Genomic DNA, 22,815 nt, shown 5'->3' on the forward strand with positions numbered 1-22,815 from the left:
CAGTGACACGATCGTGTCAAGGGTCACACCGTTGCCGCAGGTCGGTGCCCGATCCTGGCCGACGGGTCTGATTCGGTCCAGCTCGGACCGGTAACATCCGGGCTTGCAATCGCTTGCAGTATTCGTCATACATGTCCGGTGTCCGGACCGGTCAACCTGGCCGACGTGGCCCGGCTGGCAGGCGTGTCGCCGGCGACCGCGTCGCGCGCGCTCAGCGACCACCCGCACGTCGCCGAGGCCACTCGGGCCCGCGTGTGGGCGGCCGCCCGCGCCCTGGAGTACGTCGTGTCACCGGAGGCGTCCGGACTCGCGCGCGGCCGCACCGGGCGGATCGCGGTCGTCGTCCCGCACCTGGCGCGGTGGTGGTTCGGCGCCGCGCTGGAGGGACTGTCCGAGGTGGCCCGCGCCGCCGCGACCGACGTCCTGCTCTACCGGCTCGGGGACACGGAGTCGCGGCGCGCGTTCTTCGACGAGCTGCCGGCCCGCCGGCGGGCCGACGCCGTCGTCCTGCTCGGGTTCGGTGTGGACGAGCGCGAGCGCGGCCGGCTGGACCGGATCGGCGTCGGGATCGTCTCGGCGGGCACCCGGATCGGCAGCCATCCCTCGGTGTCGATCGACGAGTACGCGGCGGGCCGGCAGGCCGTGGACCACCTGCTGCACCTCGGGCACCGGCGGATCGGGATGATCGTGACGACCGATCCGGAGCTGGACCCGGTCCAGCCGGCGGGGCGCTCGTCGGCGTACCGGCGGGCGCTCGCCGACGCGGGTGTCCCGGCCGACCCGGGGCTGGTCGCGACGGTGCCCTGGAGCCCGGAGGGAGGTGCCCGCGCGATGGGGGAGCTGCTGGGCCTGCCCGAGCCGCCGACGGCCGTCTACGCCCACTCCGACGAGGTGGCCCTCGGCGCCGTCGGCACGCTGCGGCGGGCCGGCCTGCGCGTGCCCGAGGACGTCTCGGTGATCGGTATCGACGACCACCCGCTCGCCGCGCTCACGGACCTGTCCACGGTGGCCCAGCCGGCCGCCGAGCAGGGCGCCGTGGCCGCGCGGTCGGCGCTCGCCGGGATCGCGGGCGAGCCGGTCGAGCAGGCCGTCACGGTCCCGACCCGGCTGGTCATCCGGGGATCGACGGCGCCGCCCGCGGACCGGCGCCCGGCCCGGGGGGTGTCCTGAATGGCCCGCCCCGGCGCGGAGCGGCCGCCCGAGGTGGTGCTGCGCACCCCCGGTCCCGGGCTGATCGGGCTGCCCTGGGAGCTCCCGCTCGCGGAGTGGGACGAGACCGAGGTCCCGTTGCGCGACATCGAGGTCGGCACCAGCCGGCACCTGGTCCGCTTCGTCGAGGCCGACGGGGCGCTGTGGGCGCTGAAGGACCTCCCCGAGCGGATCGCGCGCCGGGAGTACGAGGTGCTGCGCCGCCTGGAGGACGAGTGCCTGCCCGCGGTGAAGCCGGCCGGGTTCGTGAACCAGCCCGCGCACGAGACCGCGATCCTCGTGACCCGCTACCTCACCGGTTCCTGGCAGTACCGGCGGCTGATCATGCGGCTGCCACCGAACCGGCCCCGGCACCGCGCCCGGCTGTTCGACGCGATGATCTCGCTGCTCGTCGACCTGCACCGGCACGGCGTGTTCTGGGGCGACTGCTCGCTGAACAACACGCTCTTCGTCCGGGACGGCCAGACCCTGCAGGCCTCCCTGGTCGACGCCGAGACCAGCGAGGTGCACCCGACCGGCCTGTCGGACGGGCAGCGCGAGCTCGACCTGTCGATCCTCGTCGAGAACGTCGCCGCCGGGATGATCGATCTCGCGGAGTCCCTGGACCGCCCGCCGGAGATCGTCCCGCAGCTGATCGACGAGGCCACCGCACTGCCGGACCGCTACCGGCAGCTGTGGGACGCGCTGCACACCACCCCGGTGTTCGCCTTCGGTGACCGCTACCGGATCGAAGGCGTGATCCGCGAGCTCAACGACCTCGGGTTCGCCGTCGACGAGGTCTCGCTGCGCCCGGTCGGCGACGGCCGGTCCCGGCTGCAGGTCTCCGTCGGCGACCGGACCTTCCACTGCACGCTGCTGCGCCGGCTCACCGGCGTCGAGGTGGGGGAGGGGCAGGCCCGGATCCTGCTCGGCGACCTCAACGCGCACCGGGAGTGGATGCGCGGGCGGACCGGGCAGGACGTCTCCGAGCGGGTCGCCGCGCGCAGCTGGGCCGACCACTGCCTGGAGCCGGGGATGCGGGCCGCGCACGAGGCGCTGGGCGGGGTCGGCTCCGAGGTGCAGGCCTACTGCGACCTGCTCGAGGTGCGCTGGCTCCTGTCCGAGAGGGCCGGGGCCGACGTCGGCAACGAGGCCGCGCTCGCGGCGCTCGGCGGGCGGGCGCCGACCGACTCCGCGGCGAAGATGGCGGTCGCCGACACGCGGGACGACCAGCTTCCGCGCAGCACCGACTGAACCGGCCGGTCAGGCCGGGCGCTCGGCCCAGCGTGCGAACGCCCGCGTCACCGTCGCGGCGCCGGAGGTGAGCGCGCGCAGGTCGACCGCGTGCCGCAGGAGCTCGGTGCGCGGGACCTCCGCACGGACGAGGGTGTGCCCGGCCCCGTCCGGATCGGTGCCGAGCACCTTGCCCCGGCGCGCCGCGAGGTCGCCGAGGACGGCACCCAGGCGCTCGTCGTTGATCCGGATCCGCACCTCGTCGATCGGTTCGAGCACGCGCAGCCCGCAGCTCTCCGCCGCGGCGCGCAGTGCCAGGGCCCCGGCGGTCTGGAACGCGGCGTCGGAGGAGTCCACGCTGTGCGCCTTGCCGTCGGCCAGCGTCGCCCGGAAGTCGACGACCGGGTGCGTCGCGCCGCCGTCGCCCACCGGCAGGCCGCGCTCCGCCTGGGCCCGGATGCCCTTCTCCACGCTCGACACGTACTGCGTGGGGACGGCGCCGCCGACGACCGCCGAGGTGAACCCGATCCCGGAGCCGGCGGGCAGCGGCGCGACGTCGACGTGGCACACCGCGTACTGGCCGTGCCCGCCGGACTGCTTGACGTGCCGGCCCGTCACCCGCGCGGCCCGGGCGAAGGTCACCCGGAACGCCACCCGGACCTCCTCGACGTCGACGTCGGCCCCGGCGTCGCGGAGCCGGCCGAGGGCCACGTCGGCGTGCGCCTCGCCGGTGCACCACAGCACGGTCTGGTGCGTCTCGGGATCGCGCTCCAGGCGCAGCCCCGGATCGGTCGCGACCAGCCGGGCGAGACCGCGGGCGACGGCGTCCTCGTCCGCGCGGGTGTGGGGGACCAGCCCCACCGGCAGCAGCGGCGCCGGCCGTTCCCAGGGCGTCAGGTGGATCGGGTCCGCGGGGTCCGACAGCGTGTCGCCGACCGCGGCCTCCAGCCGGGTCAGTGCGCACAGGTCGCCGGCGACGCAGGCGGAGGTCTCCTGCAGCGCGGCGCCCAGCGGGGAGTACACGTGACCGATCCGCTCGTCGGGCTCGTGGCCGGGCGCCGGGCCGGTGCCCGGGCCCGGCGCGGGGCTCCCGACGTGGACCGTCGACTCCGGACGGAGCGTCCCGGAGAACACCCGGACCAGGCAGACCCGCCCGACGTAGGGATCGGCCCCGGTGTGCACGACCTCCGCCGCGAGCGGGCCGGACGGGTCGGCGGTGAGGGTGGGCCCGCCCGGTTCGACGACCGCGGGCGGTGTCCGCTCCGGAGGTGCCGGGAAACCCCGGGTGAGGATCTCCAGCAGCGACCCGAGCCCGGTGCCGGCCGTCGCGCAGACCGGGACGACGGGGTGGAGCGTGCCGCGGGCGACCGCGGTCTCCAGGTCGTCGATCAGCGTCGCGACGTCGAGGTCCGCCCCGCCGACGTAGCGGTCCATCAGGTCCTCGTCCTCGGACTGTTCGATGATCGCCTCGATCAGGGTGGTCCTGGCGTCGTCCGCACCGGGCGGGGCCGCGCCACCCGGCTCGCCGGAGAGCACCCCGTACAGGCCCGTCATCGCCCCGCCGGCGTCACGCAGCGGGAGGTGGCACGGCAGCACACCCTCGCCGAACGAGCTCCGGCAGGCCGCCACGGTGGCCTCGACGTCGGAGCGGGCGGTGTCGCAGCGGGTGACCGCCACGGCGCGCGGGATGCCGATCGCGGCGCACTCCTCCCACAGCGCGACCGTGCCCGGTTCCAGTTCGCCGTCCCGCCCCTCGGTGGCCGGCACGACGAAGAGCGCGGCGTCGGCGGCGCGCAGGCCGGCGCGCAGGCCGCCGCGGAAGTCGTCGTCCCCGGGGGTGTCGATCAGGTTGACGGTCTCGCCGTCCCAGAGCAGCGGCGCGACCGCGATCCCGACCGACCGCCCCCGGCGCACGGCGGCCGGGTCGTGGTCGAGGGTGGTGCTGCCCTCGGCGACGCTGCCCGGCGCGTCGATGGTGCCGGCGTGGGCCAGCAGCGCCTCGGCGAGCGTCGTCTTCCCACCGCCCGACGGCCCGACGAGTGCCACGTTGCGCACCCGGGCCGGGGTCGTGACGGCGGCGAGCCGCGTCGTCCGGGCCCGGGCCCGGCCGGGTTTGACCGCCACGGCGACCACCTCCCGTTCCTGTGTCCTGGATCACACACCCGGTGCCGGGATCGCGCAAGGACGCGTGACGCGCGTCGTCACACGGTTGACGCGCCGGTAACCACACGGCCGGCGGTACTGTCCGGCCCCGTGTCCATTCCCGGTCCCGGTTACGCGATCACCGCACGCGTCGACGCCCCTGCCCACCCCACCTCCGCCGGTGACCTGACCGCCGCGGTCGGTCAGGTCGGCGGGGTCGTGACCGCCTTCGACGTCGTCGAGGCACGCACCGAGCATCTCGTCGTCGACATCTCGGTCAACGCGCGCAACACCGAGCACGTCGAGGAGATCAAGGCCTCGATCGACGCGCTCGACGGGTTCTCCGTGCGCAAGGTCTCGGACCGGACGTTCCTGCTGCACCTCGGCGGGAAGATCGAGGTGCGGTCGAAGGTCAACCTCCGCACCCGTGACGACCTGTCCCGCGCCTACACCCCTGGCGTCGCGCGGGTGTCGATGGCGATCGCGGACAACCCGTCCGACGCCCGCCGGCTGACGATCAAGCGGAACACCGTCGCCGTCGTCACCGACGGCTCCGCGGTGCTCGGGCTGGGCAACATCGGCGCCGCCGCGGCGATGCCGGTGATGGAGGGCAAGGCGGCGCTGTTCAAGCAGTTCGCCAACGTGGACGCCTGGCCGGTGTGTCTGGACACCCAGGACACCGAGGAGATCATCCGCACCGTCCAGCTGATCGCCCCCGGCTACGGCGGCATCAACCTGGAGGACATCGCCGCGCCCCGCTGCTTCGAGATCGAGAGCCGGCTGCGGGAGCTGCTCGACATCCCGGTGTTCCACGACGACCAGCACGGCACCGCCGTCGTCGTGCTCGGCGCGCTGCGCAACGCGCTGCGTGTGGTCGGCAAGAAGTTCTCCGACGTCCGCGTCGTCGTCTGCGGCGTCGGCGCGGCGGGGTCGGCGATCATCCGGCTGCTCGGCTCCGAGGAGACCGCCGACGTGGTCGCCGTCGACGTCGACGGCATCGTCCACCCCGACCGCGCCGGTCTCGACGACAACCTCCGCTCGATCGCCGCGCAGACCAACCGCGACGGCAAGCAGGGGTCGCTGGCCGACGCGCTCGTCGGCGCGGACGTGTTCATCGGGGTCAGCGCGCCGAACCTGTTCGGTGCCGAGGAGCTGGCGACGATGAACTCCGACTCGATCGTCTTCGCGCTCGCCAACCCCGACCCCGAGGTCGACCCGACGGTCGCGATGCAGCACGCCGCGGTCGTCGCCACCGGGCGGTCGGACTACCCGAACCAGATCAACAACGTGCTCGCGTTCCCCGGCGTGTTCCGCGGCCTGCTCGACGCCCAGGCGCACGACATCACCGACGGCATGATGCTGGCCGCGGCGGAGGCGATCGCCGACGTCGTCGCCGAGCCGAACCCGTCGTTCATCGTGCCGAGCGTGTTCGACCAGAGCGTGGCCCCGGCCGTCGCCGACGCGCTGCGGGCCGCCGCGGCGAAGCAGGCGCGCGAGGGCGAGGTCGACGCGGGCTGAGGCCGGCCGCTCAGGGCGTCCCCGTGCCGGGCACCGACGTGCCCGGGGCGGGGGCGGCCGGTCCGGCCGGGGGCGTCGCGGGCTCCGGCTGCGGGACCAGCAGGGCGGAGACGGCGACCGCGGCGGCCACCGCGGACCCGACCGCGAACCGCCTGCGGGGGCGCCGGAGCACCACCCCGGGACGCGGGACCGCGGCGACGAAGCCGCGCGACGCGTCGTGCAGCGCCGCCGGGTCGGGCGGGGTGCGTGCGGCCGCGGTGCGGACGCGCTCGGCCGCCTCGACGACCCCGGGCACCCCGACGGCCGGGGCGACGGGCAGCGGCAGGCGGTGCACCGGGATCCGGTAGACCGACGCGAGCACGGTCCGCTCCGCCTCCGGCAGGGCGGGTCCGCAGAACAGGACCACCGGCCGTCCGGTGCCGGCCCGCCACCCGCGCTCGCCCTCGACCACGGTGCCCCACAGCGCGACGCAGCCGAGCACCGTCGGGCCGCCGAACCCGAGCCCGCCGACGTCCGCGGGGCGCCGCGCGGCGTAGAGCCCGCAGGTGCACCCCGGGTCGGGCGCCCGGTGGCCGTCCAGCTCGCAGACGGCGTCCAGCGGCGCGTCCGGCGGCCACTCCGTGGCGATGTGCACCGGAGACCACAGCCGCACCGGTGCGGGGTCGCGGACCCGCCAGGTCCGCCATCCGGCGACGACGCCGGCGACGTCGGGCGCACTCACCCGGCCGGCGGCACGGCCCCGGCGGCCACCGGCACGGCCTCGATCCGCTCCGCCGGGCGCGGTTCCCGCTCGTCCGGGACCACGCCGGTCCGCGCGACCGGTTCCGGCCCCGGCGGACCGGTGCCGGGAGCGACCAGGGGTTCGGCCCGGAACACCCGGACCGTGCGACCGATGTCCATCGTCGTGCCCTCCCCGCGCCGTCCCCCGCCGGTCCAGGATCCGCCGTCGCACCGGGCGGGCGGCACCACCGGACGGAGTCGTGCCGGTGCCGCGACTCACGCCCGGACGGCCGGTTACCGCAGGTAAGGCCGGGTTATTCTCGGGGCATGTCCTCCCCGACCATCGGTGTGCTGGCCCTGCAGGGCAACGTCCGCGAGCACGTCGCCGCGCTCACCGCGGCCGGTGCGCGCGCGCTGCCGGTCCGTCGCGCGGCCGAGCTGGACGCCCTCGACGGGATCGTCCTGCCGGGCGGGGAGTCGACGACGATGTCGAAGCTCCTGGACGCGTTCGAGCTGCTCGACCCGCTGCGTGCCCGGCTCCGGGCCGGGCTTCCCGCCTACGGCTCCTGTGCCGGGATGATCCTGCTGGCCGACGAGATCCTCGACGGCCGCCCGGACCAGCACCAGCTGGGCGGGCTCGACGTCGTCGTCCGGCGCAACGCGTTCGGTCGTCAGGTCGACTCGTTCGAGACCGACCTGGAGTTCGACGGGCTCCCCGGCGGAGGGGTGCACGCGGTGTTCATCCGCGCCCCCTGGGTCGAGAAGACCGGCAGCGACGTCGAGGTCCTGGCCACCGTCCCGCACGTCTCGGAGGCGGGGGAGGCCGCGGGCCGCGCCGTCGCCGTGCGGCAGGGTCCGGTGCTGGCCACGTCGTTCCACCCGGAACTGACCGGCGACGGCCGGGTGCACGATCTGTTCGTCGGGATGGTGCGCGCCGCCTGACCCGGGGTGGGGCTGTCCCCCACCGCGGCCGGGGGAGCGCCGTGTGGGCCGCGGGGCCGGACGGGACGAGGCTGGACGGGCCGTCCCGAGGAGGTCCCATGAGCACGTTCGCCGTCGATGCACCCCGTGCGACGCGACCGGTGCCGCCGTCCGCCGTCACCCTGAGCGTCGCGCTCTGGCTGGGCGCCGTCCTCGCCGGTCTCGCGGAGACGCTCGTGCGGCTCGGCGGGGAGGTGCCGCCCACCGGCGGGGAGATCGCCGCGCGCGCCGGGATCTACCTGGTCCTCGCCGTGCTCGTGGTCCAGCTGCGCAGCGGCCGCGACGGGATCCGCTGGACCGTCGTCGCCGTGCTCGGTGTGCTGGGAACGCTGTCCCTGGTCGTCGAGCCGGCGGGAGCGCTGCTCGCCGGCGGGTCGGTGGGGGAGTTCCTGGTGACCGCGTCCGGGACCGAGCTCGCGGCGGCGGGGCTACGGCTGCTGCACGTCGCCGAGGTGCTGGCCGCACTGGCGCTGCTGTTCCATCCCGCTTCCCACGCGTTCTTCCGGCCCGGCGCGGTGGCTCCGGGCCGCGAGGCGGTGCGTCCCGCCGCCTGACCCGCCTGACCCCGCCGGGCACGGCCGGCGGGGTGGCGGGGTGGTCGTCACGCCGGTCCGCGCCGCACCGGCTCGGGCTCCCGGCGGCCGTGGGCCCGGCGCCCCGGCTGGGTCGACTCCAGCCTGCGGTGCCACTGCTCCCAGGTGTCGGGATCGAGGGTCCGCGCCGCGGGTGGGGTCGACGACGTCCGCTGCCGGGGTACGAACACGCCCGGCCCGGCGTCCTCCGCCGGTCGTGCCACCCGACGGTGTGGGCCCGATGCCTGCGGCGCGGGGGACCGGTGCGCCGGGGCGTCCGGGACCGCAGCGTCCGGCGCCGGGAGGTGGGGAACCGGGACACGCGGGAGCGGGACCCGGGGCGCCGGCGGCGGCGTGGCGTCCGCCCCGGGTGCACCTGTCGTCGTCCTCAGCCGGGCCGGGAGGGCAGGCGTGGGCCACGGCCAGTGCGACTGCACCGCCCGCGAGTGCCAGAACCCCAGCCCCAGCACCAGGCCGAAGATCAGGTGCCCGACCAGGGACAACGACACCGTGACCGGGGTCAGCGGGAACATCAGCTCCTCGCCGCGCGGGGCCAGCGCGACGGTGCCGACCAGCCCGGCCCAGACCGGCGCCACCGCGAAACCGACCGCGGCGAGCACCACCCGCGCCCGCGAGAGCCGGTGCAGCCCGCACGCCGACGCGACGACGAAGAAGGTCAGCCCGATGCCGCCGCCGTCGCCGATGTACCGCCACAGGTACCCCACGACGGCGCCGCCGGCCGTGTCACCGGGGCGCCCGGTGATCCACGTGCCCATGGTGGGGATGAAGTCGCCCCAGAGGCCGAGCATGTACACGGTGTCGAGCCGGAACACGTCGTAGACCGCGCAGGCGACCACGCCCCACGCCAGGCCGTGCGCGACGATCCGGTCGGCGGGATGCGGGTCGAACAGGGTCAGCACGGCCACGGCCGTCGCCAGGGGGACGACGAGCAGCGCCGCCGAGAGCTGCATCGGGACCAGGTCGAACACGTGCGCCGAGATCGCCAGCAGCGGCAGCGCCGCCAGCAGGACGTGCAGCGCCACCCGGCCCGTGCCCGCGGCGGGGGCCAGGGCCGGGACGGCCGCGCCGGCCGGCGCGGCGCGGGTGGGACGGGCGCGGGGAGCGCGCGGGGGCAGCGCGGGTCGAAGTCGCAGCATGGTTCGTTTCCGTGTCGGGGGCCCGGGGCGTCCGCCGCCCTCGGGGGGTGCGCCGCGGGATCGAGGGGGAGCGACCGCGGCGCGACCGGGTACGACGGTAGGGAGCGGGCCGGCGACCGGCCCCGTTCCTGGACGCCCGACCGGTCTCCGGCCCCGCCCCGGCGACGAGCGGGGGCCCGGTGCTCCCTCCGGCACAGCGCGTACCGCCGCCCGGACGGCCGTTTCTCAGGATCCACGGAGGGGCGCGTCCCGCGTCCGGCGGCGGGACGGAGGACCCTGCCGCGTGCCCGTCCCGTCGCGCACGGTCGGGCCATGACGACACGCACGGCGATGGGAGTGGTGGCCGGGCTCGCGCTCGGGCGCCTCGCGGCTCGCACCCTCGGGGTCACCCCCGCCGAGAGGGTGACACCGCTGCCCGGGGACGGGCTCGTGGCCGACGCGCCGGTGAGCGTCACCCGCGCGATCTCGATCGCGGCGCCGCCGGAGCGGGTGTGGCCCTGGCTGGTGCAGATCGGGCAGGACCGCGGCGGCTTCTACTCCTACGACGCGGTGGAGAACCTGTTCGGGCTGGACGTCCACAGCGCCGAGCGGATCGAGCAGTGCTGGCAGGACCTCGCCGTCGGCGACCCGGTCCGGCTCGCTCCGGGGACGCCGCTCCGGGTCGCCGCGCTGCGTCCCCGGGCGCACCTGGTCCTGGCCGAGGGCCCCGGAGCGGCGTCGCCGCGGTTCTCCTGGGCGTTCGTCCTCCGGACCGAGCCCGGCGGGACCCGGCTGGTGGTCCGCGAGCGCTACGCCGGGGGCGGCGCCGCCGCCCGGCTCGGCGCCGAGGCGCTCGTGCCGGTCAGCGCCGTGATGACGCGGCGGATGCTGCGCGGGATCCGGGAGCGGGCCGAGCGCGCCGGTCAGGCGGCCCGGCCGGGCTCCGGCCCGGGAGCCGCCACCGCACCGGGGGCGCCGGCCGGGATCCGGTAGCGGATGAGGCGGGAGCTGTTCCCGACGACGGCGACGCTCGACGCGTTGTGCAGGATCGCCGCCACCACCGGGGACAGCGCACCGCCCGCGGAGACCACGAGACCGGCCGCGTTCACCGCGATCGACATGCCGTAGTTCTGCCGGATCAGGGTGATCGAGCGACGGCCCAGGTCGCGCAGGTCGAGCAGCGCCTCCAGGTCGTCGGCGGCGAGCGCGACGTCGGCCGTCTCGACCGCCACGTCGGTCCCGGCGACGCCCATCGCGATCCCGATGTCGGCGAGCGCGAGCGCCGGGGCGTCGTTGGTGCCGTCGCCGATCATGGCGACGGTGTGCCCCTCCTCCTGGAGCGCGCGCACGACGTCCTGCTTCTGCTCGGGCATGACCTCGGCGCGGTACTCGTCGATGCCGAGCTCCTCGGCCACCGCCTGCGCGGTCCGCGGGTGGTCGCCGGTCAGCATCACGATCCGTGCCACGCCGTCGGCGCGCAGCCGCTCCAGCACCGCGCGGGCCTCCGGCCGGACCGTGTCCCGCAGCGAGACCAGCCCGACGAGGGCCCCGTCGACCGCGAGCAGCAGCGGTGTCTCGCTGGCCCGCTGCAGCCTGCGCACCCAGTCGGCCGGCTTGCGCCCGACGGCGACACCCTGGGCGCGCAGGAGCTCGCGGGACCCGATCAGCAGCACCCGGCCGTCGGCCTGCACCCGCATGCCCTGCCCGACGAGCACCTCGCACTCCTCGTGCGGCGGGATCTCGATCCGGCGCTCCTCGGTGGAGCGGATGACCGCCTGCGCCAGCGGGTGCCGGGAGTGGATCTCCGAGGACGCCGAGTAGGCCAGGACCTGCTCGGGGGTCCAGTCGTCGTGGAAGGAGATGACGTTGGTGACGACCGGACGGCCCTGGGTCAGGGTGCCGGTCTTGTCGAAGACGATCGCGTCGACCCGGCCCGCCGCCTCCAGGTGGGCGCCGCCCTTGATCAGGATGCCGCGGCGGGCGCCGTTGCCGATGGCGGCGCTGATCGCCGTCGGCGTCGACAGCCCCACCGCGCACGGGCAGGCGACCAGCAGCATCGTCATGGCGCGCCGCACGTCCCGGGTGACGAGCAGGGTGAGCCCGGCCAGCAGGAACGACGCCGGCACGAACCGGCGGGAGAAGTTCTCGCCGACCGTCTGGATCGGCGCCCGGTCGCCCTGGGCCTGCTCGACCCGGTCGATGATCCGGCCGATCGCGGTGTCCTGGCCGACCGCCGTCGCGCGGACGACGATCCGGCCGCGCAGCAGCACCGAGCCGGCGTGCAGGGCGGTGCCGGGTGCGACGGCGACCGGCAGCTGCTCGCCGGTGATGGCGGCCTGGTCGACGACCCCCTCGCCGTCGACGACCTCGCCGTCGACCGGCAGCACGATCCGCTCGTGGACCACGACCTCGTCGCCGAGTACGAGGTCGGCGATGTCGATCTCGACCTCGGTCCCGTCGGTGAGGCGGGTCCAGGTGGTCGTGGTGGCACCGGTGAGCAGCTCGGAGATCGCCCGCCGGGACCGGCGCAGGGTCAGGTCCTGCAGGTACTCGCCGATGTTGAGCAGCCACAGCACGGTGAGCGCGACGACGTTCTCCCGCAGCACGAGGCTGGCGACGGTGGCGGCGGACACCAGCGCGTCGGTCCCCGCGCCGCGGCCCCCGGTCAGCGAGCGCAGGGCGCCGCGCAGGAACGGGTAGCCGGTGAAGATCGTGACGCCGGTGGCCACGGTCCGGCCGGCGGTGCCGAGCACCGGTGGCCGGCGCAGGCCGTAGCGGCGGAACCCGAGCGCGGCCAGTGCGACCCCGCCGACGACGAGCCGGGCGAGCTCACCGTTGTGCGTGTCCGCCGAGCGCGGGGTGCGGGCCGCGGTCGCCCCCGGGTCGGCGCCGAGCCCCTTCCCGATCGCCTCGGTCAGCTCGGTCCGGTCGCACCCGGCCCGGTACCAGACGACCACGTTGCCGGTGCGGGGGTAGGCGTGCACCTGGCGGACGCCGGTGACGTGGTCGAGCTCGTCCTCGACGGCGACGGCCAGGGCGACCCGGCCCCGCAGCGCGGGCGCGGCGAAGCGCACGCGCCCGGCGGCGTCGCTGAGGACGGTGAGGTCCGGGCCGGTGGGGTCGGTGCTCAGGATGCTCGCCTCGCTCGACTCGGTGCTCGACTCGGTGCTCGACTCGGTGCTCGACTCGGTGCTCGACTCGGTGCTCGACTCGGTGCTCGACTCGGTGATCGGCTCAGTGCTCGTGGCCGTGCCCGTGCCCGTCGCCGGGTGCGGGGGCCTCCTCGCCGATCCGGCCGCGCGCCTCGCTGACGATGTCGGCCGTCGCCAGCCGGGCCTTCTCGGCGCCGGTCTCGGCGGCGCGGGCGCCGCGCAGGCCCCAGCCGGTCACCGTCACGGCGGCCTCGCGGACCGCGCCGGAGCGGGCGACCCGCTTCACGCCGTCGTACGCGACGGCTCCGGCCAGACCGCTCGCCACCAGGCCCGCGGCCTTTCCCACCACTGCTCCGAGCACGTGCCCGCTCCTCTCCGGTGCGACCACCCAGCCGGGTGACAACGGTGGTCGACAAGCCTCCACGGTAATCCCGCCGCGACGACGGCGCGGCCCGGGGACCCGCATGATCGCCGGACGAGCGCCGGTGCGGGCCCGGCGGTCCCGGCGGGCCGGACCGGGCGGTGCGGTGTGCCGCCGGTAGCATCGTGGGGTTCCCGCAGGTCCGGTGGTCCCAGCTCGCGCTGCCCGCCCGGGGCCTGCCCCGGCCACGCGCGGGCTGCGCGCGGCCCGAGCACGAGAGGTGGGCAGACGAGCCGATGAGCGGCCACTCCAAGTGGGCGACGACCAAGCACAAGAAGGCCGTGATCGACGCCCGCCGCGGCAAGATGTTCGCCAAGCTGATCAAGAACATCGAGGTCGCGGCCCGCACCGGTGGTGGTGACCCGGACGCCAACCCGACGCTCTACGACGCGATCCAGAAGGCGAAGAAGAGCTCGGTCCCGAACGACAACATCGACCGTGCGGTCAAGCGCGGCTCGGGTGCGGACGCGGGGGGCGCCGACTACCAGGCGATCACCTACGAGGGCTACGGCCCGAACGGCGTCGCGGTGCTGATCGAGTGCCTGACCGACAACAAGAACCGGGCCGCGACCGAGGTCCGGACGGCGATGACCCGCAACGGCGGGACGATGGCCGACCCCAACTCGGTGGCCTACCTCTTCACCCGGCGGGGCGTCGTCGTGCTCCCCAAGGGCGACCTGTCCGAGGACGACGTGCTGATGGCCGTCCTCGACGCCGGGGCCGAGGAGGTCAGCGACCTCGGCGACAGCTGGGAGGTCCTCTCCGAGGCCACCGACGTCGTCGCGGTGCGCACCGCGCTGCAGGAGAACGGGATCGACTACGACTCGGCGGACCAGGAGTTCCGGGCGTCGATGAACGTCGAGGTCGACGTCGACGGCGCGCGGAAGATCATCCGCCTGATCGAGGCGCTCGAGGACTCCGACGACGTGCAGAACGTCTGGTCGAACTTCGAGGCCTCCGACGAGGTCATGGCCGAGGTCGACTGAGCGTCACCGGTCACCGCACTACACGAGCCGCGGCCGTGCCCGTACCGGGCGCGGCCGCGTTCGTTGTCGGGGGTCGGTTCTACACTCGCCGCCGATGAGCACCGCGACGGAGAGCACCCCGAAGAAGGGGGCGCAGCAGAAGGCCCCGGGATCGTCCGGCAGGAAGGCCCCGGACCGGCCGCGCCTGCTGCTGCTCGACGGTCACTCCCTGGCCTACCGGGCGTTCTTCGCGCTGCCCGCGGAGAACTTCCGCACCGGCACCGGGCAGACCACGAACGCGGTCTACGGCTTCACCTCGATGCTGATCAACCTGCTGCGCGACGAGGAGCCGACGCACCTGGCGGTGGCGTTCGACGTCTCCCGGAAGACGTTCCGCTCCGAGCGGTTCGCCGACTACAAGGCGAACCGGACGACCACGCCGGACGACTTCCGCGGCCAGATCGACCTCATCAAGGAGGTCCTGGGTGCGCTGAACATCCCGGTGTTCGCGGTCGACGGCTTCGAGGCCGACGACCTCATCGCCACCCTCGCGACGCAGGCCGAGGGCCAGGGTTTCCAGGTGCTCATCACCACCGGCGACCGGGACGCGTTCCAGCTGGTCACCGAGGACGTCACGGTGCTCTACCCGAAGCGCGGCGTGTCCGACCTGGGCCGGATCGACCCGGCCGAGGTCGACAAGCGCTACGGGCTGACCCCGACCCAGTACCCCGACTTCGCGGCGTTGCGCGGCGACCCGTCGGACAACCTGCCCTCGATCCCGGGGGTCGGTGAGAAGACGGCGGCGAAGTGGGTCCGCGAGTTCGGCTCGCTCGCCGAGCTGACCGACCGGGTCGACGAGGTGAAGGGCAAGGCAGGCGACAACCTGCGGGCCAACCTGGCCAACGTGCTGCTGAACCGGCAGCTCACCGAGCTGGTCCGCGACGTCGACCTCGGTGCGGGCCCGGAGCAGCTCGAGGTGCGCGCCTGGGACCGCGACGCGGTGCACCGCCTGTTCGACGAGCTCGAGTTCCGGGTGCTGCGCGAGCGCCTGTTCTCCACGCTGTCGTCGGCCGAGCCGGAGGCCGAGGAGGGCTTCGAGATCTCCGCGGAGGTCGTCGAGCCGGGGTCGGTGCGGTCCTGGCTCGACGCCCACGCCCGCGACGGGCGGCGGATCGCGCTGAGCTTCGCCGGGGTCGCCGGGCCGGTCGCGGGCCGCGACGTCGCGGGGATCGCGCTGGCGGTCGGGGAGCCGACGGTCGAGCAGCGTGCGGCCGGGGCGACGGCGGGCGTCCCCCGGGCCGGCTACCTCGGCCTCGCCGGTCTCACCCCGGACGACGAGGCCGCACTCGGCGACTGGCTCGCCGACGCCGACGTGCCCAAGGCCGCGCACGACGTGAAGGCCGTCCTGCACGCGCTGCGGTCCCGCGGCTGGTCGCTGGCCGGGCTGACCAGCGACACCGCGCTCGCCGCGTACCTGGCGCGGCCGGGGCAGCGGACCTTCGACCTGGCCGACCTGGCACTGCGCTACCTGCGCCGCGAGCTGCGCACCGAGGAGCCGGCCGACGGGCAGCTGTCCCTGCTCGGCGGGGCCGACGAGGCGGACGCGCAGGCCGCGCAGCAGGAGATGCTGGCCGCGTCGGCGATCGCCGAGCTGGCCGACGCCCTCGACACCGAGCTCGCCGAGCGGGGCGGCACCGAGCTCCTCGCCGACCTGGAGCTCCCGCTGGCGTTCGTCCTCGCCGACTGCGAGGCGGCCGGGATCGCGGTCGACTCCGAGACGCTCTCGGACCTGGAGTCCGACTTCGGCGGCCAGGTCCGCGAGGCCGCGCAGAACGCGTACCGGGTGATCGGCAAGGAGATCAACCTCGGGTCGCCGAAGCAGCTCCAGGTGGTGCTGTTCGACGAGCTGGAGATGCCGAAGACCAAGCGCACCAAGACCGGCTACACCACCGACGCGGACGCGCTGCAGAGCCTCTACGAGCAGACCGGTCACGAGTTCCTGCAGTTCCTGCTGCAGCACCGGGACGCGACCCGGCTGAAGGTCACCGTCGACGGGCTGATCAAGTCCGTCGCCGACGACGGCCGCATCCACACCACCTACTCGCAGACGATCGCGGCGACCGGCCGGCTCTCGTCGACCGACCCGAACCTGCAGAACGTGCCGATCCGCACCGCGGCCGGCCGCCGCATCCGGGACGCGTTCGTCGTCGGGACCGGGCCGGAGGGCGGGGCCTACGCGGAGCTGATGACCGCGGACTACAGCCAGATCGAGATGCGGATCATGGCGCACCTGTCCGAGGACGAGGCGCTGATCGAGGCCTTCCGCTCGCAGCACGACTTCCACGCCGAGACCGCGGCCCGGGTGTTCGGCGTCGAGGCGGCCGGGGTGTCGGTCGAGCAGCGCGCCAAGATCAAGGCGATGAACTACGGCCTGGCCTACGGATTGTCGGCCTACGGCCTGTCCGGGCAGCTGCGGATCTCCACCGACGAGGCCAAGGGCCTGATGGACGACTACTTCGCCGGGTTCGGCGGGGTGCGCGACTACCTGGCGGGCGTCGTCGACCAGGCCCGCAAGGACGGCTACACCGCGACCATCCTCGGCCGTCGCCGCTACCTGCCCGACCTGACCAGCGACAACCGCCAGCGCCGGGAGATGGCCGAGCGGATGGCGCTCAACGCGCCGATCCAGGGCAGTGCCGCGGACATCATCAAGGTGGCGATGCTCGGGGTGCGCCGGGCACTGTCGGCCGAGGGACTGCGGAGCCGGATGCTGCTGCAGGTCCACGACGAGCTCGTGCTCGAGGTGGCCGACGGCGAGCGCGAGACCTGCGAGGCGCTGGTCCGGCGGGAGATGGCGGCCGCCGCCGACCTCTCGGTGCCGCTCGAGGTGTCGGTCGGCTACGGCCGCAGCTGGGACGCCGCCGCGCACTGACCGGTCACGACCCGGCGAACTCCGGGGCACGGGGCCGCAGGTGGGCGGGTGCGAGCAGGCGGGCCGCCCGCCCCAGCTCGGCGACGAGCTGCTCGGCCGCGACGTCCTGCCGCAGCGCCTCGCGGTGCAGCGCACCGGTGACGGGGTCGCCGGCGTGGTGGCCGCACCGCAGCATCGGCGCCCGCTCCCGGCGCAGCAGGTCGGCGAGTGCCCGCCCGGCGGCGGCGAGGACGTCGACGTCGTCGAGGTCGACGGCGAACACCGCCCGGGATCCGTGCTCCGGTGCGGCCGCGGCCAGCAGGGCCGGTTCCGCGGAGCGGGCCCAGGCCCGCAGCGCGTGCCGGTCGGCGAGCGGGACGGGCAGCGTCACGCCGTCGGCCTCGACCCCGGCGAGGGTGAGCAGCAGGCCGGTGATCCGCGCCGAGCGTGTGGTCCACGCCGGGCGGCCACCGGGCAGGCCGAGCAGCATCACGATCCGGATGCCGGGGGCGGCCCGCCGGTGGTCGGCGGGGCGGTGCGGGGCGAGGACCGGCGACATCGGGTACCTCCCGTCGGGGACGTCGGGTTCCGGCTCGCCGCGCCCCGGCCTGCCGTTACGCCCCGCCGACGGGCGGTGCCACGGCCCCGGTGGGCGGTCGCGCGACGGCGTCGGGTGGTGCCGGCCGTCGCGTCAGGCCGCAGCCGGTTCGAGGACGGTCAGGACGGCCCCGCCGACGCGGAGGACGCCGTCGTCGAGGGGCTCGCAGCGCACCCCGCCCCGCTCGCGCAACGCCGCCCACGCGCCGTCGCCGATCGCCGTGTCCATCCAGCGGCACGGGCGAGCCGGCCGGTGCACCCGGAACCGGACCGGGCCCGCACCGGAGTCGAGTGCGACCAGCGCGCCGTGGCCGTCCCGGCCCACGGCGGCGAGGGCGTCGACGTCGGCGCCGCGCAGCACGACGTTCCGCCGGGCCGCCTCCGGTGTCGCCTCGACGCCCAGGAGCGCACCGGTGTGGTCGAGGGCCTCGGCCGCGAACAGGGTCACGGCGGCCCGGCGGTGCGCGGGCCGGCCGCCGTAGCGGTCGCCGACGATGCCGTGCCCCGCGCGGACGGTCACCTCCGTGCGGCGCAGCGGCTCCGGGTCCGGGCGGGGCCCGTCGGACGGCCGTCCCTCGTACGCGTGCTGCGGCGAGACCAGCAGCGCGACGATCTCGATCCGGGTCCCGGCCATCGGCGGGTCAGCCCGGGTCCGTGAGGAACCGGAGCACGGCCTCCCGGGCGAGCTGGGCGCCCGGACTGCCGAAGGGCCGGTCGAAGACGTGGTCGGCGTAGGGGACGGTGACCAGGCGGCCGGGCACGCCGGCGGCGCGCAGCTCGGCGTCGTAGGCGACGACCCGGTCCGGGAACACGTAGTGGTCGGCGGAGCCCAGGAGGATCAGGGTCGGCGGCAGCTCGGGGCGCACCTGCTCGGCGGGGGAGAGCAGCCGCAGCAGGCCCGGGGCGTCGGCGGCGGCACCGCCGAGCAGGGTCTGCTGCAGGCCGGGGTCGATCAGGGTGAGGTCGACCGGCGGGTGGAACGCGACGACGCCCACCGGCGGCGGCCCCGGCGCCGGCGGCGGGGCGTCGGCCGGACCGGTCCCGCCGAACGCCGCAGGGGCCTCCGAGCAGGCGAGCGTGCCGTCGAGCAGGCCCGACGCGGCGCCGAGGGCCAGCGTGGCGCCCGCGGACTGCCCGCCGAGGACCAGCCTGCCCGGATCGAGCTCGCCCTCGGCGCCGGACCGGATCCGGTCGACGGCGCAGGCCACGTCGCGCTGCTGCTCCCGGCCGATCGGCTCGGGCGGCGGGAACCGGTAGTCGATCGCCGCGACCGCCCAGCCGCGGTCGGCCAGCCAGCGGTGCATCGCCGTCCGGTCGGTGCGGTCGCCGCTGGTCCAGCTGCCGCCGTGCGTCCACACCATCGTCGGGTGCGGGCCCGGCCCGGCGGGCAGGTAGAGGTCCATCGAGCGGCCCGGCGCGTACTCGACGGTGCGGTCCGGGTTCCCGGACGGCTGCCCGATCCCGGTGAGCGCGGACGTCCAGTCCAGCCGCACGCCCTCCCCGGCCGCGGCGCGGCCCTGCGCGGCGAGCACCGTCACCATCCCGACGGTGACGGCGAGGGCGACCGTCGCCGTCGCCCAGCCGACGACCGGGGCCCCGGCCTTGCGCGCCGCCAGCCCGATCAGGATGCCGAGGACGGCCGCGATCGCGGCGTGCAGCGGGTACTGCCCGGTGACGAACGACCCGGCGAACCCGATCACCGGCGTCTCCGGGCGGAACGCACCCACCAGGACCACCAGCAGGACCGCCGCCCAGACGAGCGCGGACCGGCGGAGGAAGGACGTCACCCGCGCACCCTGCCATCCGGGTCCTTCCCACCGGCGGGCCGGGCACGGACGGGCGAGTCGCGGCGCGCCCCGGCCGGGCTGCCGGCGGACGGCCGGTAGCGTGCGGGGTTCGAACGGACGTGCGGGAAGGGTGTGACGCGGTGCGGGTGCTCGGGGTCGACCCCGGCCTGACCCGGTGCGGGATCGGTGTCGTCGAGTCGGGGGAGGGGCGCTCGGTCTCGTTCGTCGACGTCGGGGTCGTGCGCAGCGGGACCGACCTCGCGCTGGAGCGCCGGCTGCTGACCGTGGCCGACGAGGTGGAGCGCTGGATCGCCCGCCACCGGCCGGACGTGATCGCCGTCGAGCGGGTGTTCAGCCAGCACAACGTCCGCACGGTGATGGGCACCGCGCAGGCCAGCGGCGTCGTCGCGCTGGTCGCGGCGCGCGCGGGGCTGCCGGTCGCGTTCCACACCCCGAGCGAGGTCAAGGCCGCGGTGACCGGCGAGGGCCGTGCCGGGAAGGCCCAGGTGACGACGATGGTGACCAAGGTGCTGGGCCTGGACACACCGCCGAAGCCCGCCGACGCGGCGGACGCCCTGGCGCTCGCGATCTGCCACTGCTGGCGCTCGCCGATGCTCGACCGGATGGCGCAGGCCCGGGCACGGGCCGACGAGCTGGCGGCGACCCACCGGGCCCGGCTGGCCCAGGCGCAGGCCGCCGACGACGGTGCCGCACCGACGGCGGCCGCCCAGTGGGCCGCGGCCCGGGCGGCGGCCGAGCGGTCCGGCGGTGCGTGGCAGGCGTCCACGGGGCGGCCCGGCGGCCCGGCGGCCCGCCCGGCCCGTGGGGGACCCGGCGGTGCGCGGCGCGGTACGGCCGCGCCGGGCGCCCCGGAGGCCCCCGGTAGCGTCCCGCGGCGGACGAACTCCTGGAAGGGGACCCCTCGGTGATCCACTCGGTGCGCGGCCCGGTCCTGGAGATCGGGCTCGACCACGTCGTCGTCGAGGTGGGCGGGGTCGGGCTCGCGGTGCACGCCACGCCGTCGACGCTCGGCGGGCTCCGCCGGGGCGAGGAGACCCGGCTCGCCACCACCCTGGTGGTGCGTGAGGAGTCGCTGACCCTGTTCGGGTTCGCCGACACCGAGGAGCGCGAGCTCTTCCTCCTCCTGCAGACGGTCTCGGGCATCGGGCCGCGGCTGGCGCTCGCCACCATCGCCGTGCTGGAGCCGGACACGCTGCGCCGCGCCCTCGCCGACGGGGACCTCGCCGTCCTCACCCGGATCCCGGGCGTCGGGCGGAAGAGCGCCGAGCGGCTGGTCGTGGAGCTGCGCGACAAGGTGACCGCACCCGCCGCCGCCCCGGCCGGGGCCACCTCCGCGGCGGCGCCGTCGCCGGTCCTCGGCGTGCGGGAGCAGGTCGTCGAGGCGCTGCTCGGGCTCGGGTTCCCGCAGCGACCGGCCGAGCAGGCCGTCGACGGGGTGCTGGCCGAGCAGCCCGACACCTCCGCGAGCGGGCTGCTGCGCACGGCGCTGTCGTCGCTGGGCCGGTCGCGGTGACACCGGAGCCGGAGCCCGCGGCGGACCCGTACGCCGACGCGTTCGACCGGATCCGCGAGATCGACGCCGTCGCGCAGCCGGGGGAGGCCGACGTCGAGGCGTCGCTGCGCCCGCGGTCGCTGGACGAGTTCGTCGGGCAGCCGCGGGTCCGCGAGCAGCTCGAGCTCGTGCTGGAGGGCGCACGCCGTCGCGGCGACCCACCGGACCACATCCTGCTCTCCGGTCCGCCCGGCCTCGGCAAGACCAGCCTCGCGATGATCGTCGCCCAGGAGCTGGGCGCCTCGATCCGGCTCACCTCCGGGCCCGCGCTGGAACGCGCGGGCGATCTCGCGGCGATGCTGTCCAACCTCGTGCCGGGCGACGTCCTGTTCATCGACGAGATCCACCGCACGGCCCGGCCCGCCGAGGAGATGCTGTACCTGGCGATGGAGGACTTCCGGGTCGACGTCGTCGTCGGCAAGGGACCGGGTGCGACGTCGATCCCGCTCGACGTCGCCCCCTTCACCCTGGTCGGGGCCACCACGCGGGCCGGGTCGCTGACCGGGCCGTTGCGCGACCGGTTCGGCTTCACCGGGCACATGGAGTTCTACGAGGTCCTCGAGCTCGAGCACGTCCTGCACCGCGCCGCGGGGATCCTCGGCATCGACCTGCGTGCCGACGGTGCGGAGGAGATCGCCGGGCGCTGCCGGGGCACCCCGCGGGTCGCGAACCGGCTGCTGCGCCGGGTGCGGGACTTCGCGGAGGTCCGGGCCGACGGCGTCATCCACCGCGAGGTCGCCCGCGCCGCCCTCGCCGTCTACGACGTCGACGAGCTCGGCCTCGACCGCCTCGACCGCGCCGTGCTGTCCGCGCTGGTCCGCTCGTTCCACGGTGGGCCGGTCGGCGTCTCCACGCTCGCCGTCGCGGTGGGGGAGGACGCGGGCACCGTCGAGGAGGTCTGCGAGCCGTACCTGGTGCGGGCCGGGATGCTCGCCCGCACCCCGCGCGGCCGGGTCGCGACCCCGCTCGCCTGGACGCACCTCGGCCTCACCCCGCCGGCCGACGCCCCGGCCGGGCACCGCATCGACCCGCTCTTCTGAGGGTCCCGCCGGTCCTCCCGGCACCGGCCGGGCCGGCTCTGGGCCGGCTCCGTGCCGGTCCGCTACGGCGTGTGGGTGAGAGCGGGCGTCCGGGCCCGGCGGTCGCATGGGAGGATCCGGACGGACCGAACGGATCGGGCACACGTCCGGGGCCGCCGGGGGCATGCTGGACCGTCCGCACACCGCGCGGGAGCACCCGGACGGCGCGCGGAGCCCCGGTGTCCGGCGAACACGCCGCCGGAACGATCCGGGCATCCGGCCCGTTACCTCGCGGGCCGGGCGCCCGGGGCGCCGCTCGGCCCCGGTGCACCGCGACGAGCGGTCCAGGCCCGGGAGGGCCCCGCCCGTCGGTGTCCGCCCCGGCTGGCACACTCACGATTACGAGACGAGACGGAGAACCCGCACGATGGATCTGAACCTTGCGCAGGAGGCCGGTGGTTCGGGCCTGCTGTCCCTGCTGCCCTTCCTCATCATCCTGCTGCTGTTCGTGCCGCTGTTCCTGAACGGCCGCAAGCAGCGCAGGCAGATGGCGGAGACGCAGGCGATGCAGCAGGCGCTGGAGGACGGCGACGTCGTCGTCACCACGTCCGGGCTGCGGGGCACGATCGTCGACGCCTCGTACGAGGACACGATCGACCTCGAGATCGCCGACGGTGTGGTCACCACGTGGCTGCGCGCCGCGATCCGGGAGAAGGTCGCCGCCGACGAGCCCGCCGACGAGCAGGCCGAGACGGCACCGTCCGAGAAGACCGAGCAGTCTGAGCAGTCGGAGAACAAGCCGACGATCCACTGAGCACGTCGGGAGCGGGCCCCGAGGCCCGCTCCGGCGGCCCCGGCGCCACGGCCGGGCCCGGCACCCGGGCCGGCCTGGCCGGGTGA

General features: G+C 75.7%; 20 protein-coding genes and 1 pseudogene. 12 read left to right on the forward strand and 9 right to left on the reverse strand.

The genetic code is table 11. The annotated features are described in order from the left end of the window. The first annotated feature begins 138 nt into the window (after nt 1-138). Together PP1_RS28625 and PP1_RS28630 are read left to right on the forward strand one after the other, a co-directional pair. Nucleotides 139-1,170: a LacI family DNA-binding transcriptional regulator gene (locus tag PP1_RS28625; protein WP_010224903.1), complete on the forward strand. Its 1,032-nt coding sequence runs from the start codon at nt 139-141 to the stop codon at nt 1,168-1,170. After that, nucleotides 1,171-2,442, forward strand: coding sequence for a DUF4032 domain-containing protein (locus tag PP1_RS28630; protein ID WP_010224905.1), 1,272 nt, complete (start codon nt 1,171-1,173; stop codon nt 2,440-2,442). 9 nt (nt 2,443-2,451) lie between these two features. Here the strand turns inward: PP1_RS28630 and PP1_RS28635 are convergent, their stop codons facing one another. After that, nucleotides 2,452-4,554: an elongation factor G-like protein EF-G2 gene (locus PP1_RS28635; protein WP_010224907.1), complete on the reverse strand. Its 2,103-nt coding sequence runs from the start codon at nt 4,552-4,554 to the stop codon at nt 2,452-2,454. A gap of 120 nt (nt 4,555-4,674) precedes the next feature. On the opposite strand from PP1_RS28635, the gene PP1_RS28640 reads away from it, so the two are divergent. After that, on the forward strand, nt 4,675-6,081 hold the full coding sequence (locus PP1_RS28640) for an NAD-dependent malic enzyme (protein WP_060575676.1): 1,407 nt from the start codon (nt 4,675-4,677) through the stop codon (nt 6,079-6,081). A 10-nt stretch (nt 6,082-6,091) separates the two neighbouring features. Here the strand turns inward: PP1_RS28640 and PP1_RS28645 are convergent, their stop codons facing one another. Beyond that, a complete protein-coding gene (locus tag PP1_RS28645) occupies nt 6,092-6,802 on the reverse strand; it encodes a hypothetical protein (protein WP_075314396.1) in 711 nt (236 codons plus the stop codon). After that, nucleotides 6,799-6,981 carry a hypothetical protein gene (locus PP1_RS28650; protein WP_139323898.1) on the reverse strand — a complete coding sequence of 61 codons (183 nt, stop codon included), beginning with the start codon at nt 6,979-6,981 and terminating at the stop codon, nt 6,799-6,801. The genes PP1_RS28645 and PP1_RS28650 overlap by 4 nt, the downstream gene beginning before the upstream one ends. Nucleotides 6,982-7,128: 147 nt before the next feature. Here PP1_RS28650 and pdxT point away from each other — a divergent pair, with 147 nt between their 5' ends. Together pdxT and PP1_RS28660 are read left to right on the forward strand one after the other, a co-directional pair. Then, nucleotides 7,129-7,743 (forward strand): pyridoxal 5'-phosphate synthase glutaminase subunit PdxT, encoded by a 615-nt coding sequence (gene pdxT / locus PP1_RS28655; RefSeq protein WP_010238012.1) that lies wholly within the window; start codon nt 7,129-7,131, stop codon nt 7,741-7,743. 98 nt (nt 7,744-7,841) lie between these two features. After that, on the forward strand, nt 7,842-8,336 hold the full coding sequence (locus tag PP1_RS28660) for a hypothetical protein (RefSeq protein ID WP_010238009.1): 495 nt from the start codon (nt 7,842-7,844) through the stop codon (nt 8,334-8,336). 47 nt (nt 8,337-8,383) lie between these two features. Here the strand turns inward: PP1_RS28660 and PP1_RS28665 are convergent, their stop codons facing one another. Beyond that, nucleotides 8,384-9,511, reverse strand: a complete 1,128-nt coding sequence (locus tag PP1_RS28665) for a hypothetical protein (RefSeq protein ID WP_060575680.1) — start codon at nt 9,509-9,511, stop codon at nt 8,384-8,386. A gap of 312 nt (nt 9,512-9,823) precedes the next feature. On the opposite strand from PP1_RS28665, the gene PP1_RS28670 reads away from it, so the two are divergent. Next, the gene (locus PP1_RS28670; protein WP_075314394.1) at nt 9,824-10,483 is read left to right on the forward strand and encodes a hypothetical protein; all 660 of its coding nucleotides are present in this window, start codon (nt 9,824-9,826) and stop codon (nt 10,481-10,483) included. Here PP1_RS28670 and PP1_RS28675 read toward each other — a convergent pair. After that, nucleotides 10,414-12,564 carry a heavy metal translocating P-type ATPase gene (locus tag PP1_RS28675; RefSeq protein ID WP_010232551.1) on the reverse strand — a complete coding sequence of 717 codons (2,151 nt, stop codon included), beginning with the start codon at nt 12,562-12,564 and terminating at the stop codon, nt 10,414-10,416. The genes PP1_RS28670 and PP1_RS28675 overlap by 70 nt on opposite strands. Nucleotides 12,565-12,724: 160 nt before the next feature. Continuing rightward, nucleotides 12,725-13,003, reverse strand: a complete 279-nt coding sequence (locus PP1_RS28680; RefSeq protein WP_249266005.1) for a DUF1490 family protein — start codon at nt 13,001-13,003, stop codon at nt 12,725-12,727. Between the two features lie 296 nt (nt 13,004-13,299). Between PP1_RS28680 and PP1_RS28685 the strand changes: the two genes are divergently transcribed. Beyond that, nucleotides 13,300-14,049 (forward strand): YebC/PmpR family DNA-binding transcriptional regulator, encoded by a 750-nt coding sequence (locus PP1_RS28685; protein WP_010232547.1) that lies wholly within the window; start codon nt 13,300-13,302, stop codon nt 14,047-14,049. 94 nt (nt 14,050-14,143) lie between these two features. Beyond that, nucleotides 14,144-16,960 (forward strand): DNA polymerase I, encoded by a 2,817-nt coding sequence (gene polA / locus PP1_RS28690; RefSeq protein WP_082398908.1) that lies wholly within the window; start codon nt 14,144-14,146, stop codon nt 16,958-16,960. A gap of 4 nt (nt 16,961-16,964) precedes the next feature. Here polA and PP1_RS28695 read toward each other — a convergent pair whose 3' ends face one another. The 3 genes from PP1_RS28695 to PP1_RS28705 form a co-directional block, all read right to left on the reverse strand. Next, nucleotides 16,965-17,498 carry a hypothetical protein gene (locus PP1_RS28695; RefSeq protein ID WP_075314392.1) on the reverse strand — a complete coding sequence of 178 codons (534 nt, stop codon included), beginning with the start codon at nt 17,496-17,498 and terminating at the stop codon, nt 16,965-16,967. A 132-nt stretch (nt 17,499-17,630) separates the two neighbouring features. After that, a complete protein-coding gene (locus tag PP1_RS28700; protein WP_075314390.1) occupies nt 17,631-18,170 on the reverse strand; it encodes an MOSC domain-containing protein in 540 nt (179 codons plus the stop codon). 7 nt (nt 18,171-18,177) lie between these two features. Then, a complete protein-coding gene (locus PP1_RS28705) occupies nt 18,178-19,323 on the reverse strand; it encodes an alpha/beta hydrolase (RefSeq protein WP_075296043.1) in 1,146 nt (381 codons plus the stop codon). A gap of 140 nt (nt 19,324-19,463) precedes the next feature. Here PP1_RS28705 and ruvC point away from each other — a divergent pair. The 4 genes and pseudogenes from ruvC to yajC form a co-directional block, all read left to right on the forward strand. Further along, nucleotides 19,464-20,054 (forward strand): annotated as a pseudogene (ruvC, locus tag PP1_RS28710) (crossover junction endodeoxyribonuclease RuvC); the annotation flags it as partial. Nucleotides 20,055-20,248: 194 nt separating this feature from the next. Next, nucleotides 20,249-20,857, forward strand: a complete 609-nt coding sequence (gene ruvA / locus PP1_RS28715) for a Holliday junction branch migration protein RuvA (protein WP_060575686.1) — start codon at nt 20,249-20,251, stop codon at nt 20,855-20,857. A 50-nt stretch (nt 20,858-20,907) separates the two neighbouring features. After that, entirely contained in the window at nt 20,908-21,936 is a 1,029-nt protein-coding gene (ruvB, locus tag PP1_RS28720; protein ID WP_033200220.1) for a Holliday junction branch migration DNA helicase RuvB, read from the forward strand. Nucleotides 21,937-22,342: 406 nt separating this feature from the next. Continuing rightward, entirely contained in the window at nt 22,343-22,729 is a 387-nt protein-coding gene (gene yajC, locus PP1_RS28725; protein ID WP_010236957.1) for a preprotein translocase subunit YajC, read from the forward strand. Nucleotides 22,730-22,815 lie beyond the last annotated feature (86 nt).

Source organism: Pseudonocardia sp. P1, from assembly GCF_000178675.2.
Classification (GTDB): Bacteria; Actinomycetota; Actinomycetes; order Mycobacteriales; family Pseudonocardiaceae; genus Pseudonocardia.

What these genes read in the sequence shown, in the direction of transcription:
- PP1_RS28630 (WP_010224905.1), top strand. Translation starts at nt 1,171, where the DNA reads ATGGCCCGCCCCGGCGCGGAGCGGCCGCCCGAGGTGGTGCTGCGCACC.
- PP1_RS28650 (WP_139323898.1), bottom strand. Translation starts at nt 6,981, where the DNA reads ATGGACATCGGTCGCACGGTCCGGGTGTTCCGGGCCGAACCCCTGGTC.
- pdxT (WP_010238012.1), top strand. Translation starts at nt 7,129, where the DNA reads ATGTCCTCCCCGACCATCGGTGTGCTGGCCCTGCAGGGCAACGTCCGC.
- PP1_RS28660 (WP_010238009.1), top strand. Translation starts at nt 7,842, where the DNA reads ATGAGCACGTTCGCCGTCGATGCACCCCGTGCGACGCGACCGGTGCCG.
- PP1_RS28665 (WP_060575680.1), bottom strand. Translation starts at nt 9,511, where the DNA reads ATGCTGCGACTTCGACCCGCGCTGCCCCCGCGCGCTCCCCGCGCCCGT.
- PP1_RS28670 (WP_075314394.1), top strand. Translation starts at nt 9,824, where the DNA reads ATGACGACACGCACGGCGATGGGAGTGGTGGCCGGGCTCGCGCTCGGG.
- PP1_RS28685 (WP_010232547.1), top strand. Translation starts at nt 13,300, where the DNA reads ATGAGCGGCCACTCCAAGTGGGCGACGACCAAGCACAAGAAGGCCGTG.
- polA (WP_082398908.1), top strand. Translation starts at nt 14,144, where the DNA reads ATGAGCACCGCGACGGAGAGCACCCCGAAGAAGGGGGCGCAGCAGAAG.
- PP1_RS28695 (WP_075314392.1), bottom strand. Translation starts at nt 17,498, where the DNA reads ATGTCGCCGGTCCTCGCCCCGCACCGCCCCGCCGACCACCGGCGGGCC.
- PP1_RS28700 (WP_075314390.1), bottom strand. Translation starts at nt 18,170, where the DNA reads ATGGCCGGGACCCGGATCGAGATCGTCGCGCTGCTGGTCTCGCCGCAG.
- yajC (WP_010236957.1), top strand. Translation starts at nt 22,343, where the DNA reads ATGGATCTGAACCTTGCGCAGGAGGCCGGTGGTTCGGGCCTGCTGTCC.